This window comes from Clostridium sp. UBA6640 (assembly GCF_002455975.1).
Taxonomy (GTDB): Bacteria; Bacillota; Clostridia; order Clostridiales; family Clostridiaceae; genus Clostridium_J.
This window is the reverse complement of sequence record NZ_DKLM01000029.1, coordinates 1-15,426: the sequence shown is the minus strand read 5'-3', so window position 1 is coordinate 15,426 and position 15,426 is coordinate 1. Positions and strand designations below refer to the sequence as shown.

Genomic DNA, 15,426 nt, shown 5'->3' with positions numbered 1-15,426 from the left:
TTCTTAAAATAAAATTTATTTTCAGAAAACTTCAAAGGCTTTGGCTGTGGAGTTTTAACCATAATTATTCATTCTTAATTCTTAATTTTTAATCTATAAATGAGAATTTTTGTTGTGGAGATTAAAATCATGCATAAGTTAAATTTTCATTATGGAGCCATATAGTAAGATACATGCTGATATGGGTGGAAAATAACAAAAGAAAGCCTGCAGGCTGGTTGTAGCACCATGCTTGCAGGCTTTTTCATGTAATATAAATCATGTAAAGTATATACACCATTTTTCAAAATACACTCATCGAGTGGCACTTATTTTAGGATCAATTATAGTGATACGTATCACAAGTAAATGAGGTTAGTGGTGTTAGTATAATATTGTAGACACAGAAAGCCGAACACTCAATAACGATTCATTACTGAGTTTTAATTTTCGTTCTGTCTTTAAAGGTAGCAACTGAGTCTCGTCTAACCTAGAAATTTAATGCGAACTCCCATAATAAATACTAAAAATAAAACGAATAGCATAGTCAAAATAAAAAGTACTATACCGATCACTATCAGTACCGTATCTAATTTTTCTGAATTGAATACCTTTCTTAAACTTGTATAAATCAGTATGCCAAATATTCCACCAAGAGTGTTAGTCAAGAGATCAGTTATATCTGTAGCTCCGACCGCTAAAATGGATTGACTTACTTCAATAAAAAGACTAAACAATAAAATATAGATGGCATTTCGAACCATTGAACTTTTTTTGTTCACTATTTCTATCAAAATACCTAAGGGAACAAAAATAATAATATTGTAAACAACTTCTTTGATGCCACCTGATGCTCCAAATGGTATCAAGTTAATATGTCGTAATTGCTCACCAGAAAATGCTCGATTAAGTATAGCATTGGGTGAAACTGAAAATTTAAAAAGCAATATCCAAATCAAAACGATGAAGTAAAGGTATAAAAGAATTTTACCTGCTTTTTTCATGCGAACGTCTCCTTTGTGTTTGAATGCTTTATTTATTATATCACGAGGTGGCAAGTAAATTAGTTTAGAAGTTAGAATTAACTTATACAGAAAAGTTAAGATATTATATAGCTATAATTTTAGTAAATGAGAAAGAGTAAAGAAAAATAGCAAACCTTATTTTTAAGATTTGCTACATTTCTTTATCAATTTATATCATCTAAATCAAATCATCTAAGCCATTAACTGTAGTTTGTTCATTCTCATCAATGGGAATAACTATGCATTTTTGACCGTCAATTATTTGAGATTTTATTTGAGGTATTTTTTCAGGTTTTACTTGAAGTATAACATCATAGTCATGAGTAAGGCTATTATCCTCTGAATTTATAGCCGGAGATTCTTCTAAACTATCTTCTAAGGCATCATTTAAATCATTTTTAGAAACATCATCTAAGGAATCATCTAAATCATTTGTCAAATCATCTTCTAAAGCGCCATCTAAAGTCATATTATCATCATCATTCTTTTTAGAAATCTCAGCTTCTTTATCCATAGATGTCTCTTTCTTTACTTCTTCAAGTTTAAGTTGAAGTACTTCTACTTGCTTTTTAAGCTGTTCTTCCTTTTTTCTTTGAGCATTTGCCTTAAGTATTTTTGAGTCAATTAAATTCTCTGCTAAAGGCAGATCTTCACCAAAGTTTTCTACATAAGATTTCTCAATTTTAGTAGTAGCTTCTTCAGAAACTCCGCTTTCTATTAAAAGATTTTGTATATCTTTTTGTGTTAAAGTTATAGGTTCAGCATCTGTATCATCATACATTGAATTGTATTCATCTATCATAGTATTTAGATTTTCTTGTATTTCCATAAAAGTTTTCTCAGCTTTTTTTTCATCAGCATCAATATAATCTTTAATAATTGTATTAAAGGTTTCTTTTTGTATATTGGCAGTTTGCTTTGAAAAACAACCTAAAGCTTCTTCCATCAATTCAGGATGTGGGTCTTTTGGATTTTTAGTGTAGTACATAACAGAGTTAACATCTGAACTACGATCAATAAAAGCAGGGAATACAAAGCCAATGGTTGGAGTATTCACTACCCAATCTCTAATACGTGTTGTTATTTTCTTTTCTTCTTCAAAGTATCGAAGCCCAGGATCAGAAAGTGAAACAGGACATATTGCACATAAAATATACTCATATACTTCTTCAGATTCATCTATTTTAGTATTATCAGTAGTCTTAGTAATAACATCATAAGCATCATGAAAAACCAGTATTAAAAAATTACCAGTATAATCATAACTATCTATAATGGATTTATAAAAATCTTGAAGCAAAGCATCATCCTTTAATTGGCTTTTTTTAAGCCTAATAAGAGAAAGTTGTTTTTCATTTTCAAGATTTTCATTAAGTGGAAAGTTAAGTTCCAAAATATTATTACCAATAGTTCCAGATAAGACTTTTTTAGCAATTTCTAAGTACTTAAAGTACTCATCATCTTCCAAATTTAAAAAAGTTTCTCTAAAGTTTAAAATAATATTTTTTTCATCATTAACATAGCAACCAGACATTTTAGTGAAGGTACAATGATCTTTCTTTAAACGCCTTTTTAACTCAAGTATATCTTTTTTGTTCATATATAAACCCCCTAATTTAGCCTTTTCTATTTGTAGTCATTAATTAACATATTATTATTAAGTATAGTATTTTTTTTATATTAATTAAAGATTTTATTAGTTAAACTTTACATATTATTACTTCATATTTTCCTTTATACTTTAATCAAATATTGTAGCTTTAATATTTATAAGAGAACAATTTAGAAAGATGAACTTAAAAATTTTTATATGGATTAACAAAATGCTGAATCTTTAATTATTAATATCTAACTAACTTTAATTGTACATGACGATATTTTGCTACTGACGCGATAGAGAATTATGCTTAAGGCTAGTGTTGACATTAATTTCTATATTGTATAATACTGTTAAATAACTATGAGTAATAAATTGTGAAGAAAAGATTGCTTATATAATATGAAAGTGGGGAGAAAGATGGGGAATGAATATATAAAAAAACAAATTCATCATATGTTAAAAGGTAAAACTATTGAACTTGTTCCTGTAACAAAGGAACATATGGATTTTATATGTGATGAAGAAAGTAATTCAGAGTTATGGTGCTATGAAGAATATGTTGAAACTAACAAGGAACTCATTCGAGAAAGGTTTACTAAAAGAATTGAGGAAAGTGATGTTTTTGACTTCATTATTAAGCGAAGTTCAGATAGTGCACAGATGGGAGCAGCTTATATATGGCAATGTAGTTCTACACGTAAAAGCTGGGAAATTGGATATGTTATCTTACCAGAGTTTCAAGGTAATGGATATTGTTTAGAAAGTGCAAATCTTTTAATATCCTTTGCATTTAATGAGCTAAATGCCCATAAAGTTATAGGTATGTGCCACTCTGACAATCTCAAGTCAGCATTTGTAATGCAAAAAGCAGGAATGTCAAAACAGGGCGTATTTAGAGAAGAGTATAAATGTGGAGGTAAGTGGGTGGATCAATTTTATTTTAGTATTTTAGAGCGAGAATACCATAAAAATTATAAAGAAAGACAGTTTTAAATTTATATACTATAAGTATATGAACGTGATGCCAAGCAATATTGTTATAAGAACTCAGGGAAGCTCAAGCTTCCCTTTAATAATATTAGGGACGGTTCATTATATTTTATTGTATTTTAAATTACATATAAATAGTTGTTTAAAATTTTTCTAAACAGTACAATAAAACTTAAATATTTTGATGAACCGTCCCTGATATTTACAAGATGAAATAAATATCATTCAATTAGAAGATGGGGGTATGATTAAAATTAGGCAATTAACGGAAACAGATATGAAACAAGCAATGGAATTGAAGATTTTGTGCTGGACAGAAGAATTAGCCGGTAAGGCTGAAAACACTCTTTCACTTTCAAAAGAATTGGATTTTTGGGTAGATTGGATGAATGCAGCTAAAGAAAACAATGATATTCGTTTGTCAATTGGAGCATTTGAAGATGACAAGATGCTTGGTGTTGCCTTTAGCAGTTTTGCTGAAAGTTTCGATATACCTGAGAAAGGTATAGAGTTGAACGGTCTTTGGGTATATCCTGGCCAAAGAAACAGAGGAATTTCGCTTATGATGATTATTTACACGTTAGATTTTTATATGACTAAGGGTATGGAAAAGATAGTAGTATATAATAATCACTATGCACCATCAAATCAGTTTTATCGTAAATTTGGTGCACAGGTCACCAGACAAGAATATCAAATGGGCGGTAGAATGCCAGTAGATATATTTTTAGCAGATATGCTGTTAATGAAAAGGAATATGGAGCAGTCGCTAAAGAAATATTTATGTGAATATGACTGAATTAAGTAATAGCATGAATAGATACATTGATAGTGAGAACATTACAACATTAGGATTTTTTAAAGTTGATGAGTAAATTAAAAGCTTGCAAAAAAAATTATAAAATAATTTGAATAGTTCTAAAAATCTGAAATATACGATACAATTAAAGTAAGTGCCAAATTTTCCAAATATCGTTTATTGTAACACAAATCTTACGATAATGAGAGGATGAGAATTTATGAATAAGACAAGCTATACTTCAATTGAGCAGCTAGCACAAATGCCATGGCTTGAATCAATAAGCATTGGTAAAGAAGGAAAGGTTCTTTCATATGTTAAAAGGACTTCTGATTTAGCTGAAAATGCATACAGAAATCATGTGTGGATTTATGAAATAGATGGGCAAAAGCATTATCCAATCACAATAGGTAAATCTGAAAGTAGCAGCCCAGCATGGGCTCCAGATAAGAGATATTTAGCGTATATTGTAGAGATAGGTGAAAAAGAAAAGCTTCGAAAGCAAGTTATTTTGAAAACCTTTGACGAGTTCAATGGAATTCAGATCACAAATTCCAAGGAAGGTGTAAACAGCTTTATATGGTCGCCTGATGGCAAGGGAATATACTATACCACTACGGAAGATGACTCAGAGGAGTTAAAAAAACGTAAAGAGACTTATGGAGAATTTAAATATGTTGATAAAGAATATAAGAATGATTATTTATGCTATGTAGACATAAAAGAAGCAATTGAATCATTTAAGGAACAAAGTAATAAGAAAAAAGGTGAAAAGGAGGAACCAAAGGATGTTAAAGTGGACATAACAAATCCAAAGGATTTTAGCATACGTGGTTTTCAACTATCACCGGATGGAAAAAAAGCTGCACTTATATGTACTCCAACAGGGGATATAATAGATCAAGAAGCAAATGTATATCTCTTGGATATTTCTACTAAAAAGTTTAGAAAGCTCAATATTACTGGAATTTTTAGTTCGAATATTGCATTCTCTCCAGATGGAAATAAGATTGTATTTGCTAAAACTCCAAGAGGATCGGAATGTTACAAGTGGAAAGTCTGGGAAGATTATATTTTAGAGATATATGATCTTGAAAAAGAAGAAACCATAATGAGGTTATCTGAATTTGATAGAAGTGTTACACCTATTAAATGGACAAGTAAAGGAATCCTTGTAACATGGCAGGATCGAGCAAACTATCGAATTGGAGTGGTTTCTGAAAAGGGCGAAATCTCTTCAATCTATAGAAAGGATGAATGTTTTATAGTCGATGCAGATAGTACCTCTGATGGTGAAAATATAGCCTATATTAAAATAGAAAAAAATAAGGCAGCTGAGGTTTATATAAACTCAGTACAAGTAACCAATGAAAGCAGGGTATACGAGAATAAACTATTGAGTAAAAAAGAAATTATAACCTGGAGTACCAAGGAGGGTCTTGAGATAGAAGGAGTTTTATCCAAGCCTCATGATTATGATCCTAATAAAAAGTATCCACTTTTGGTAGTTATACATGGTGGACCAACATGGGCGTCATTCCCTATCCATAATATGAATAAACTCTACCCAATTGAGCAGTTTGTGGAAAGGGGCTTTGTTGTTCTTGAGCCTAATTATAGGGGAAGCTCAGGCTATGGGAATAAGTTCTTAACATCTAATTTTAGAATGCTTGGGGTAGGAGATTACGAGGATGTTATTTCAGGAGTAGATAATCTAATAGAAAAAGGCATAATAGACAGTGAAAGAGTTGGAGTAATGGGTTGGAGTCAAGGGGGATACATCTCAGCCTTCTGCGCAACCTTTAGCAATCGATTCAAAGCAATCTCTGTAGGAGCAGGCATAAGTAACTGGACTACCTACTATGTAAATACGGACATAACAACGTTTACTAGATCATATCTAGGATCTACACCATGGAATGATCCAGAAATATATGCAAAAACTTCTCCTATGACCTATATAAAAAATGCTTGCACACCAACCCTTATACAACATGGTGATAATGATAAGAGGGTGCCTGTTCCAAATGCATATGAACTTTATAGAGGGCTACAAGATTTAGAAGTGGAAAGTGAACTTGTGGTATTTAAGGGAATGGGGCACGGTCCTGATAAACCCGGACTTAATAAAGCAATAATGGAACAAAATCTTGATTGGTTTGTAAAACATGTTTAGGCTTTATTCTCTGGGAAAAATAAATAGTTGGGTATGCATTATATGCGGATTTGTTTGTAAGATTAAGAGTGAAATATAATCTAAATATTAATTATATTTTTAAGGGAACTTCAATTTTGGAAGTTCCCTTAGTTTGAATTTTAGGGGATTATTGTAATTAATCAAATGATAAAGTTAATTATAATACAGTTGAAATTAAGGGACGGTTCATTATATTTTATTGTATTTTAAATTACATATAAATAGTTGCTTAGAATTTTTCTAAACAGTACAATAAAACTTAAATATTTTGATGAACCGTCCCTGATATTTATAAAATTAATAAAGATATATAAGGGGACTATCTTAAAATAAAAAGTGATTTTTATTTTGAGATAGTCCATTATTTTTTTAGCAATATATTAGTATAAACAATAAAGCAGGTTTAATAAGAAGTGTACTACTTTTAAGAGAAGCTTTAAAAAACGTATAAAGAAGATTATGGTTGATTTTATTTACAAGATATGAAAATGTTGGTACAATATTACCGATGGTAATTACCAATGGTAATGAAAGGGGCGGCTAAATTGAGGAATGATAAAAAACGTGTAAGTAAGGAAATTATTTTAGAAACTACATTAAACTTAATTGATAAAACTGAAGGAACAAAGGATGTAACTTTAAGAGATATTGCTAAAAAAGTTGGGTGTGCGCATACAAATTTATATAACTATTTTAGTAGTCTGGATGAAATATTTTGGGAAGCACTTGGTCAGGTACTTCTTATAATGATGGATTATTCAAGTAATGGTTTGAGTAATGAAAAGGATGATGAAGAAAAGTTTTTCTTAATTTTATCCAATTTAATTGATTTTTCTATGGAACATCCGGGATGGTATAGATTTATATGGCTTGAGTCTATAGGTGGAAACCCTTCTTCTGAAGTTAATAAAATATTAAATAAACCAGGGGAGGGATTTTCAGATTTTATAAAAATGAGTAATAAAAACATTTCAAATGAAAGAGCAAATTCCATTGGAAATATACTGCATAGTTATTTGCATGGGGAATTGTGTAAATGGATTAATAATCGAAGTTTTATAAACACAAGGGAGGAAACCAAAGCAATAATTTTATCAAATCTAAAATATCTATATAAACTACTAGTTCAGTAATACAAAATATTAGATTTTAAAAATTAAATAATAAAAATGATCCTAATATATTTCAAAAGTTTAAAGGAGATGCATATAAGTGATAGGAAGGTTAATTTCAAAAATTTGTCCAATCTTTATGGTTCCTGAAAACAATCCGATTAATGAAGAAAAGTACTTAGGTGATAAAGCGAATAGTCCCTCAATTTATGAGATAGGAAAGAAGAAATATATTTATCCAATAATTAAATTTAAAGATGAGCAAGTGATGATTGAGAAGCTTTGCTTAATTGATTTTCAGGGAGATACTACTTATAAAGCTATAGAATTACAGGAAGTTAAACAAGAAAATTTCATTTATTACATTGTGCTTATTGGAAGACATGATAGTGAATCAGATATTTACTATACAAAGGGACTAAAAATCCATGGAGATAGATATAAATCATTGCTGAATAAAGTAACTTTATATGAAGTTGATTCCATGAAGGTACAGTTTGATGTAACTGAAAAGGGGATAGATGCATATCTATCTCTAAGAGATAAGGAAAATAGAATTATAGAGTTTAAAATAAAAGAGAATAAGAATAAACTAGATAGCTTTGGTCTTATAGCACCTGTAGGTAGTATGAGTGAGAGCCCAGATAAATTTCCTATTATATATTTAAAAAAATTTAATATGGTGGAGCAAAAACACACCGATATATTTGTAAAGATAGATGGAAAAGCTCTAAAGCCTATTAAACTTTTTCCATTGTGTAATTTTAAAAGGGTCTATTTGGCTAGGTATTCTTATTTTAATAACATTAAAGAATTGAATAATGATTATACAGGTATCATGGAACCAATAGAAATTAATACAGATATAGATGAAATAAAAATAGATGATTGTATTTATTCAATTAACATAAACAATATACATCCTGAAATAAAGTGGGTAAAAAGAATTGATAGTAATAGCGAAATGAAATTAACTTTTTCCCCACCTATACCAGATATTATCTCATTAAGGGATAATACAGAAATACTAGGACATTTTTCATTATCTGTTGATGAGGTTAAAGGAATTATGGGCGGAATTTATTTAGTAAAGAAAAATAATGATTCAATTAAACTTCAAATTAGCCCGCAAAAGAGTTGGCAACCAATGCCTGGTAAACTGTGGGTCAAAACTTACTTATGGAACTGTGATATAAAAATTGTAGATGATGTACTACAAGTAAAATCAAAGTGGAGCCGTATAAAATAGCTTAAAGTTATAAATGCTAACAGCAAAATATTGAAAAGTTCCAACATGAAAATGCATAAAAATTATATTGTAAAAAACTTATATAGTATACTTCCTATTATAATTGAAAACACCTTTAACTGTTTAATTATATAAGAAAAACCATAGCTTGATATTATTGTAAATTAGCAGTAAAATATAAAACGTTAACAATTTATTTAGGAGTGATAAAATGATTTTAATTATTTTAGTCTTTGCAGTAGGAGTTATTGCAATGTTTCCGCTAAAAAGATTAGCGCAAAAGATTTATAATGAAACTGGGTATAATGGAGTAAGAGGTTTACCTAAATTCTTAACAATTTTTTTTGGAATAGTAAATATATTTTTAGCGTTTTTTCTTTCAGTAGTAATTCAAGAACAGCATTATGGCCTTGCAATGATTGTAGTAGCAATTTTTTTATTAATGATTGCTACGCTTACATTAGTAAGCAAGAAAGCTGGCTTAAAGAATGCTATTTTATTAGCAATTTTACAGACTGTTAGCGGGGCAATTATGATAATATTATTATTTGTTTATCGTTGTTTTGGTGGGATGTTCTGCAGTAATATGCTCGACATTTTATCAATAAATGAAAATCTTAATAGTTAGTTGATAAAAGAATCATTAGGTGGATGATACCAAAAAGTTGTAGATATTAGTAGCGGACTTTAAAGGTAACTCTTCATCTCCACCATAGAAAAAATCCACAATTTTTAAGATTGCGGATTTTTTTATTTTGATTATAAAAATATAAGGTGAATACAATCAAGCTACAGCTCCACCAATGAAACATAAGAAAATTTGAATTGATTTTCCTATGTTATTTTAATAGTCTTGAATTAGTTCTGTTCGGAATATGCTAAAATCCATAAAATTTTAGATATTTTTCAATATTTGATTTTATATATTCAACATTGTGATGACCAGTAAATATATGATTTTGAGAATTTATACTTTTTTTATGTAAATAAACAAATCCAAATTTAAACTTTTAACATACAAACTCAGTTGGAGAAACACCATATAGCATATATGCAACTATTTGCTGGTCAGAGTAATTTTTGGGTCTACCTTTTGTATTTTTACGCTTACGATTATTAATAGTAAAGATTGGAGTTTATTTACACTGTGCTATCTAGAAAAAATATTAAAAATCTAATGGCTTAGTAACATAAATGTTAAATGTATAATATATTATAAAGGAAGGAACTTTAGAAGAATAAGGAGGTAACTCAATATGACAAATTACTGTTGTTTAAATAAAGAAGAACAAGAACGAGAACGAGAACGAGAACAAGAATTTGAGTCATTAATATTCAATGGAGGAACCATGAATGATGGCACTGAGAGTATACCTGATACTGTACCACTTGGAAGCGCTAATTCTAGTATTAGAATATTAGGATGGCTTTTACCTCAAGGTGATACAGATGAATATTCATTAACTTTTAGTGTGCCAAGAGATGCTCTTAATAAATGTCAAAAAGCTAAAGTATTTGTTCATTTATTAACTGATAATTCAAATACACCAACTGGAAATATGTTTGCAATTAGACTTTCATCATTATTCACTAGAGCTAATGGTGTAGTAAATGCAGCTAATATAATGGTTAATAATAGTGGCAATATTCCAATTCAAAACTCACCAGGAAATTTTCAATATAATCATTATGTTTTAGAGTTCAACTTAGACGATATTATTAAAGCTGAAGATTTTGCATTGTTGAGCGTTGCTCGTATTGCAGTTAATAATGACTATGCTGGTGCATTACTTTTAACTAGTATAGAGTTTAGATATTTAAGTCACTAGGCATAAAAGTAGGACAAGCTAATCGAAGTTAAGTAAAATATTAAAAAATATTTTATTTTAAATTTTGAATGGCAAATAAACTGCCTAAAACACAAAAATTATAGAAAATGTAAATAATTAAGCTGTATGGTTAAGAGATATTCTAGAATGAATTTCAGAATGTCTTTTCCCATACGGCTTGTTTTCATCTTCAAGTCTCAGTTCTAAAGCAGGCATATCTCCTCTTATTTTGGAAAACATATGCTGATGTCGAAATATATTGTGAAGAGCTACATAACCACCAGCAGATACCCCTTCTATATATCTTCCTTTTCTATCTTTTATAGTATTAAAAGTTTTATCTGTTAAAGGTACTATCTCTTTTATAAAATAATCTTCATACATTCCTAAATTTATGACTCTATTATTATGTCCAGAATCAATAATGTAGTGGAGAGTAAATATGCTAAGAACAGTTCCTAAGTTATTACCATATATTGTAACATTATATGGCTAATAAGGTTGGAGGAAATTAATATGATAGAGGGGTTAACAGGAACTGTTATAACTAAAGAAGATAAAAGCTATAATATTGTTCGCAGAACTGCAAATTTATATTTTAGTTACTACCCGAAGGTAATTGTATATCCTAATAATATAGCAGATGTAGTTAATGCAGTAAATTGGGCAAGAAATCAAGGATTAAATATACGTTGTAGAAATGGTGGTCATAACTATGAAGCATTTTCTGTGGCAAATGATGCTGTTGTGATAGATGTTTCTAATTTGCTTGATTTTAAAATAGATACGAGCAAAGGTTATATAAGAATAGGGCCAGGATATAGGCAAGAACAACTTCATCCTAAGGTAACTCAATATGGATTTGCATTTGTTGGAGGAGGTTGTCAATCTATTGGAGTTACAGGAATTACATTAGGAGGAGGAGTTAGCTTTTTACAAAGGGAATATGGGCTAGTATGCGATAGTTTAGTAGAAGCGCAAATAGTAGATGCTTTTGGTAGGATAATAACTTCTAATTCATATCAAAATCAAGATTTATTTGCTGCATTAAGGGGAGCAGGTAGCAATAATTTTGGAGTAGTAGTGTCGCTTACTTTTAAAGTATATCCCGTTGATAAAGTAACAGTAATGACTGCCAGATGGCCTAGAAAGAGTAGATATGAAGTAATTCAAGCATTTCAAAAGGTAGGGGAATATTTAGATAATAGGTATACAATTAAGGTTTCTATGACTAAAGATGCTATTGAACTATATGGAGTAGGAGTAAGAAGCACAGAAAAAGAAATGGAACAAGCTTTAAGCGAGTTATTAAAAGTTGCTAATAAAACAAATTATACAACAAAGCATATTAGTTTTAAGGAATCTGTACAGGGGCGTCCAGGTTTTGTGCCTACACCAAAAGGATTTAAGAATACAGGATTACTTGCATATAATTCATTAGGAAAAGAACCTTGCCAAATAATGTTTGACTATTTAGATAATTCACCATCTATACAGCCACCTATAGACATTGAATTCCTCTTATTGGGAGGAAAGATTGCAGAAAATGAAGGTTTACCTAGCGCTTTTCCTCATAGGCATGCTAAAGTATTAATACAAATTGAGGCCGAATGGATTCTTAAATATAGTATGTATGCTAATGATACAATTAGGTGGGTAAATAGTTTAAGAAATTCCTTACTTCCATATGCAGGCTTTGGGTATCTTAACTATTGTGATATTAATATACCTGATTATTTATATAATTATTTTGGTAATAATGTACCTTGGTTAAAAACTGTAAAAGAAAAATATGATCCACATAACTTATTTTACTATCCTCAAGGAATAAATCTATAAGCAGTGTGGGGAACACATGGAAATAATCTATATGTCCATGTAGCTGTATATGAAGAAATAAATGATAGTATAATAACTTTTTTATGATTCATCCAATCATTTAACCCGAATCGAATAGGAGCTGAATAATTATTTTATTCAGCTCCTATTTGATTGGTGATTTACTAAGATATCTTCTCGATTAGATTCTATACTTGAATATAAACATATACATGGATGTTAATGTTGGTTGATAGACATTAAAAGGTAAGAAAAATATAATAAATATGAAAGGTATGATAAATATGATTTGTATAAATTTGAAAAGATTAAGGAAAATCAATCAATATACACAGGAAGAGGTGGCTGAGAAGATTAATGTTTCCAGGCAAGCTGTAGCTAAATGGGAAAATGGAGAATCAACTCCAGATATAAATAGTTGCATTGCACTTGCAAAATTGTATAACGTTACTATAGATGATTTAGTTAATCATTCAGAAGGAGAGTCAGGTGTTGTGGTGCCACCTAAAGGGAAACATTTCTTTGGGTCAGTTATAGTTGGAGAACGTGGTCAGATTGTTATTCCTAAAAAAGCAAGAGAGTTATTTAATATTAAGTCTGGTGATAATTTATTAATATTAGGAGATGAAGATAGGGGAATTGCCATTGTACATCAACGTGACCTTATAAATTTCGTAGGAAAAATTGGAGTAGCAACAAAGGAATAATAATTTTTAAGTAGAGAGATTAGAAAGAGGATGATTCTAATATGAGTAAAATAGTATTTTTTTGTATTCCTGCACATAGGCATACTAATCCTACAATTGAAGTAGTCCGTGAATTAGCATGTAGAGGCCATGAAGTATGGTACTATTCTTTTGATGAATTTAAAGAAAAAATTGAAGGGGCAGGTGCAAAGTTTATTAGTTGCGATAAGTATCTTCCAGAATTACAGCCTGGTGATGAGAAAAAGATTGGGAAAGATTTTGCTGCTTTAATTGAGATGATAGCTGATACTACTATAGCTTTAGATGAGAAAGTTTGTAGAGAGCTCAAAACTTTCAGTCCAGACTGTATTGTATCAGACTCTTTATGTTTTTGGGGTAAGCTATTTGCAGAAAAATTGAATATTACCTATATATGCTCTACAACAACTTTTGCATTTAATCAGTATACAGCAAAAATGATGAAGAAAAGCTTTAATGAAATTATACGGATGATTTTAGGCATGAGTCGTATTAATAAGAAAATAGAGCTTCTAAGAAAAAGTGGATATAATGTTAAGAATTTTGTTTCTATAATTCAAAATGATAATGATACAAATACAATTGTATATACTTCAAAGGAGTTTCAACCAATGGTAGAAACTTTTTCAGATAAATATTCATTTGTAGGTCCTTCAGTATCCAATGTGGAGGCTGAATATAAGGAAAGAAAACGTAAAAAAATATATATTTCACTAGGTACGGTAAATAATAAAAATATAAAGTTTTATAAAAACTGTATAAGAGCATTTGAAACTTGTGATGTTGATGTAGTTATGTCAGTTGGGAAAGGTACTGTAATTGAAGAATTAGGGAATATACCAGATAATTTTCAGGTGAAAAATAGTGTTCAGCAAATTGTAGTGCTTCAAAATACAGATGTATTTATTACTCATTGTGGTATGAATAGTGTTAATGAAAGTCTGTATTATGGTGTTCCTATGGTATTGTATCCACAGCAAGAAGAGCAAGGAATGGTAGCAAAGCGAGTTTCTGATTTAGGAGCTGGAATCTTTTTAAAAGGTAATAACCCAAAATGTATAAAAGATGCAGTATTACAGATTGTGGATAATAATGACTATGAGAAAAATGCAAATAAATTAGCAAAAAGCTTCAAAAATGCGGGAGGTGCAAAGAAAGTAGCTGATTTTATATTAAAACCCATAGATGATAGTAAATCAAAAATTTAACTGTATCTAGTCAAGAGAGCTTCTAGAAAGTCCCTTTATTTTTCAGAAAGTTGGGATTATTAATATGAAATATATTATAATTAAATGGTATATATTTGTTTAATATTAATATAAATTGAAAATATACTTTCATAGGTAAGGTATAAAAAGGGGTGTATAAGAATGAAAGCAGCTTTTCTAATAATTGATATGCAAAAGGGATGTTACGACTTTTGTAAATGTCAAAGAGAATTTGATGATGCAGTAGAGTATATAAATGAGACAGCACGTATGTTTAGGGAAAAAGGGTTACCTGTTGTTAGAGTATTGGATATAGAAGTGGGAGAAGGTCCTGGTTCTGAGAAGTTTGAATTTGTTGATTCTATCATTACTAGTGAAAATGATATTGTTATACATAAAGAGTATAATAATGCATTTTTTAAGACAGAGCTTCATGATAAGCTTCAAGAACTTGGGGTTGAATTTGTTATCATAGGTGGATTTGCAGCAGAGTATTGTGTATTATTTTCTTATAACGGAGCAAAAGAAATGGGATATGGAACATCATTACTTCAAAATGGTATTGCAGGCGTTGAATATGAAGAAGTGAAAAGAATACAGTTCTTAAGACCAGTAGTTAGCCTCGAGGCATTAGAATATTTGTTAAAGTAAGAAAAGCTTAGTGAGTCAACACTAAGTAGTCATTAGAACAAAAGCAGATAAACCAAAGCATTAATTTGGTGTTAATCGCTTTCACAATGTGCTTATTTTGTTTTGTGCTATTGAATAAAATTTATGATATGAATTTAAGATGCCTAAAGCACTATTCTTTCCTGAAGTGCACCCCAGATATTAGACATGTGATATAATCATATGTCTAATATCTGGGGTGCAC

The 15,426-nt window shown here is 29.9% G+C and carries 13 protein-coding genes and 2 pseudogenes; 11 read left to right on the top strand and 4 right to left on the bottom strand.

What is annotated here, in order from left to right; all coding sequences use genetic code 11:
- Window positions 1-464 precede the first annotated feature (464 nt).
- The gene (locus B2W91_RS03325) at window positions 465-983 is read right to left on the bottom strand and encodes a VanZ family protein (RefSeq protein ID WP_291578858.1); all 519 of its coding nucleotides are present in this window, start codon (window positions 981-983) and stop codon (window positions 465-467) included.
- 199 nt (window positions 984-1,182) lie between these two features.
- Window positions 1,183-2,604 (bottom strand): DUF4317 domain-containing protein, encoded by a 1,422-nt coding sequence (locus tag B2W91_RS03320; RefSeq protein WP_291578857.1) that lies wholly within the window; start codon window positions 2,602-2,604, stop codon window positions 1,183-1,185.
- Window positions 2,605-3,021: 417 nt separating this feature from the next.
- Between B2W91_RS03320 and B2W91_RS03315 the strand changes: the two genes are divergently transcribed.
- From B2W91_RS03315 to B2W91_RS03290, 6 genes are all read left to right on the top strand, one after another.
- Window positions 3,022-3,597 carry a GNAT family N-acetyltransferase gene (locus B2W91_RS03315; RefSeq protein ID WP_291578856.1) on the top strand — a complete coding sequence of 192 codons (576 nt, stop codon included), beginning with the start codon at window positions 3,022-3,024 and terminating at the stop codon, window positions 3,595-3,597.
- Window positions 3,598-3,838: 241 nt separating this feature from the next.
- Window positions 3,839-4,393 (top strand): GNAT family N-acetyltransferase, encoded by a 555-nt coding sequence (locus tag B2W91_RS03310; RefSeq protein ID WP_414633098.1) that lies wholly within the window; start codon window positions 3,839-3,841, stop codon window positions 4,391-4,393.
- Between the two features lie 220 nt (window positions 4,394-4,613).
- Window positions 4,614-6,569 carry a S9 family peptidase gene (locus B2W91_RS03305; RefSeq protein ID WP_291578854.1) on the top strand — a complete coding sequence of 652 codons (1,956 nt, stop codon included), beginning with the start codon at window positions 4,614-4,616 and terminating at the stop codon, window positions 6,567-6,569.
- 566 nt (window positions 6,570-7,135) lie between these two features.
- Window positions 7,136-7,723, top strand: coding sequence for a TetR/AcrR family transcriptional regulator (locus B2W91_RS03300; protein WP_291578853.1), 588 nt, complete (start codon window positions 7,136-7,138; stop codon window positions 7,721-7,723).
- A gap of 79 nt (window positions 7,724-7,802) precedes the next feature.
- Entirely contained in the window at window positions 7,803-8,951 is a 1,149-nt protein-coding gene (locus B2W91_RS03295) for a hypothetical protein (protein ID WP_291578852.1), read from the top strand.
- 211 nt (window positions 8,952-9,162) lie between these two features.
- Window positions 9,163-9,579 carry a hypothetical protein gene (locus B2W91_RS03290; RefSeq protein ID WP_291578851.1) on the top strand — a complete coding sequence of 139 codons (417 nt, stop codon included), beginning with the start codon at window positions 9,163-9,165 and terminating at the stop codon, window positions 9,577-9,579.
- Between the two features lie 250 nt (window positions 9,580-9,829).
- On the opposite strand, the pseudogene B2W91_RS03285 reads toward B2W91_RS03290, so the two are convergent.
- A pseudogene (locus B2W91_RS03285) lies at window positions 9,830-9,943 on the bottom strand (esterase family protein); the annotation flags it as partial.
- 264 nt (window positions 9,944-10,207) lie between these two features.
- Between B2W91_RS03285 and B2W91_RS03280 the strand changes: the two are divergent.
- Window positions 10,208-10,780: a hypothetical protein gene (locus B2W91_RS03280; protein ID WP_291578850.1), complete on the top strand. Its 573-nt coding sequence runs from the start codon at window positions 10,208-10,210 to the stop codon at window positions 10,778-10,780.
- 165 nt (window positions 10,781-10,945) lie between these two features.
- Here B2W91_RS03280 and B2W91_RS03275 read toward each other — a convergent pair.
- Window positions 10,946-11,200: pseudogene (locus B2W91_RS03275) on the bottom strand (alpha/beta hydrolase-fold protein); the annotation flags it as partial.
- 96 nt (window positions 11,201-11,296) lie between these two features.
- Here B2W91_RS03275 and B2W91_RS03270 point away from each other — a divergent pair.
- The 4 genes from B2W91_RS03270 to B2W91_RS03255 all read left to right on the top strand — a co-directional run bounded on the left by B2W91_RS03270 (window position 11,297) and on the right by B2W91_RS03255 (window position 15,203).
- Entirely contained in the window at window positions 11,297-12,619 is a 1,323-nt protein-coding gene (locus B2W91_RS03270) for an FAD-dependent oxidoreductase (protein WP_291578849.1), read from the top strand.
- A 266-nt stretch (window positions 12,620-12,885) separates the two neighbouring features.
- A complete protein-coding gene (locus B2W91_RS03265) occupies window positions 12,886-13,326 on the top strand; it encodes a helix-turn-helix domain-containing protein (protein ID WP_414633097.1) in 441 nt (146 codons plus the stop codon).
- Between the two features lie 41 nt (window positions 13,327-13,367).
- The gene (locus B2W91_RS03260) at window positions 13,368-14,552 is read left to right on the top strand and encodes a macrolide family glycosyltransferase (protein WP_291578847.1); all 1,185 of its coding nucleotides are present in this window, start codon (window positions 13,368-13,370) and stop codon (window positions 14,550-14,552) included.
- Window positions 14,553-14,714: 162 nt separating this feature from the next.
- Window positions 14,715-15,203: a cysteine hydrolase family protein gene (locus B2W91_RS03255; RefSeq protein ID WP_291578846.1), complete on the top strand. Its 489-nt coding sequence runs from the start codon at window positions 14,715-14,717 to the stop codon at window positions 15,201-15,203.
- The last annotated feature ends 223 nt before the right edge of the window (window positions 15,204-15,426 follow it).

What these genes read in the sequence shown, in the direction of transcription:
- B2W91_RS03280 (WP_291578850.1), top strand. Translation starts at nt 10,208, where the DNA reads ATGACAAATTACTGTTGTTTAAATAAAGAAGAACAAGAACGAGAACGA.
- B2W91_RS03290 (WP_291578851.1), top strand. Translation starts at nt 9,163, where the DNA reads ATGATTTTAATTATTTTAGTCTTTGCAGTAGGAGTTATTGCAATGTTT.
- B2W91_RS03255 (WP_291578846.1), top strand. Translation starts at nt 14,715, where the DNA reads ATGAAAGCAGCTTTTCTAATAATTGATATGCAAAAGGGATGTTACGAC.
- B2W91_RS03320 (WP_291578857.1), bottom strand. Translation starts at nt 2,604, where the DNA reads ATGAACAAAAAAGATATACTTGAGTTAAAAAGGCGTTTAAAGAAAGAT.
- B2W91_RS03260 (WP_291578847.1), top strand. Translation starts at nt 13,368, where the DNA reads ATGAGTAAAATAGTATTTTTTTGTATTCCTGCACATAGGCATACTAAT.
- B2W91_RS03265 (WP_414633097.1), top strand. Translation starts at nt 12,886, where the DNA reads ATGAAAGGTATGATAAATATGATTTGTATAAATTTGAAAAGATTAAGG.
- B2W91_RS03310 (WP_414633098.1), top strand. Translation starts at nt 3,839, where the DNA reads ATGATTAAAATTAGGCAATTAACGGAAACAGATATGAAACAAGCAATG.
- B2W91_RS03305 (WP_291578854.1), top strand. Translation starts at nt 4,614, where the DNA reads ATGAATAAGACAAGCTATACTTCAATTGAGCAGCTAGCACAAATGCCA.
- B2W91_RS03270 (WP_291578849.1), top strand. Translation starts at nt 11,297, where the DNA reads ATGATAGAGGGGTTAACAGGAACTGTTATAACTAAAGAAGATAAAAGC.
- B2W91_RS03325 (WP_291578858.1), bottom strand. Translation starts at nt 983, where the DNA reads ATGAAAAAAGCAGGTAAAATTCTTTTATACCTTTACTTCATCGTTTTG.
- B2W91_RS03315 (WP_291578856.1), top strand. Translation starts at nt 3,022, where the DNA reads ATGGGGAATGAATATATAAAAAAACAAATTCATCATATGTTAAAAGGT.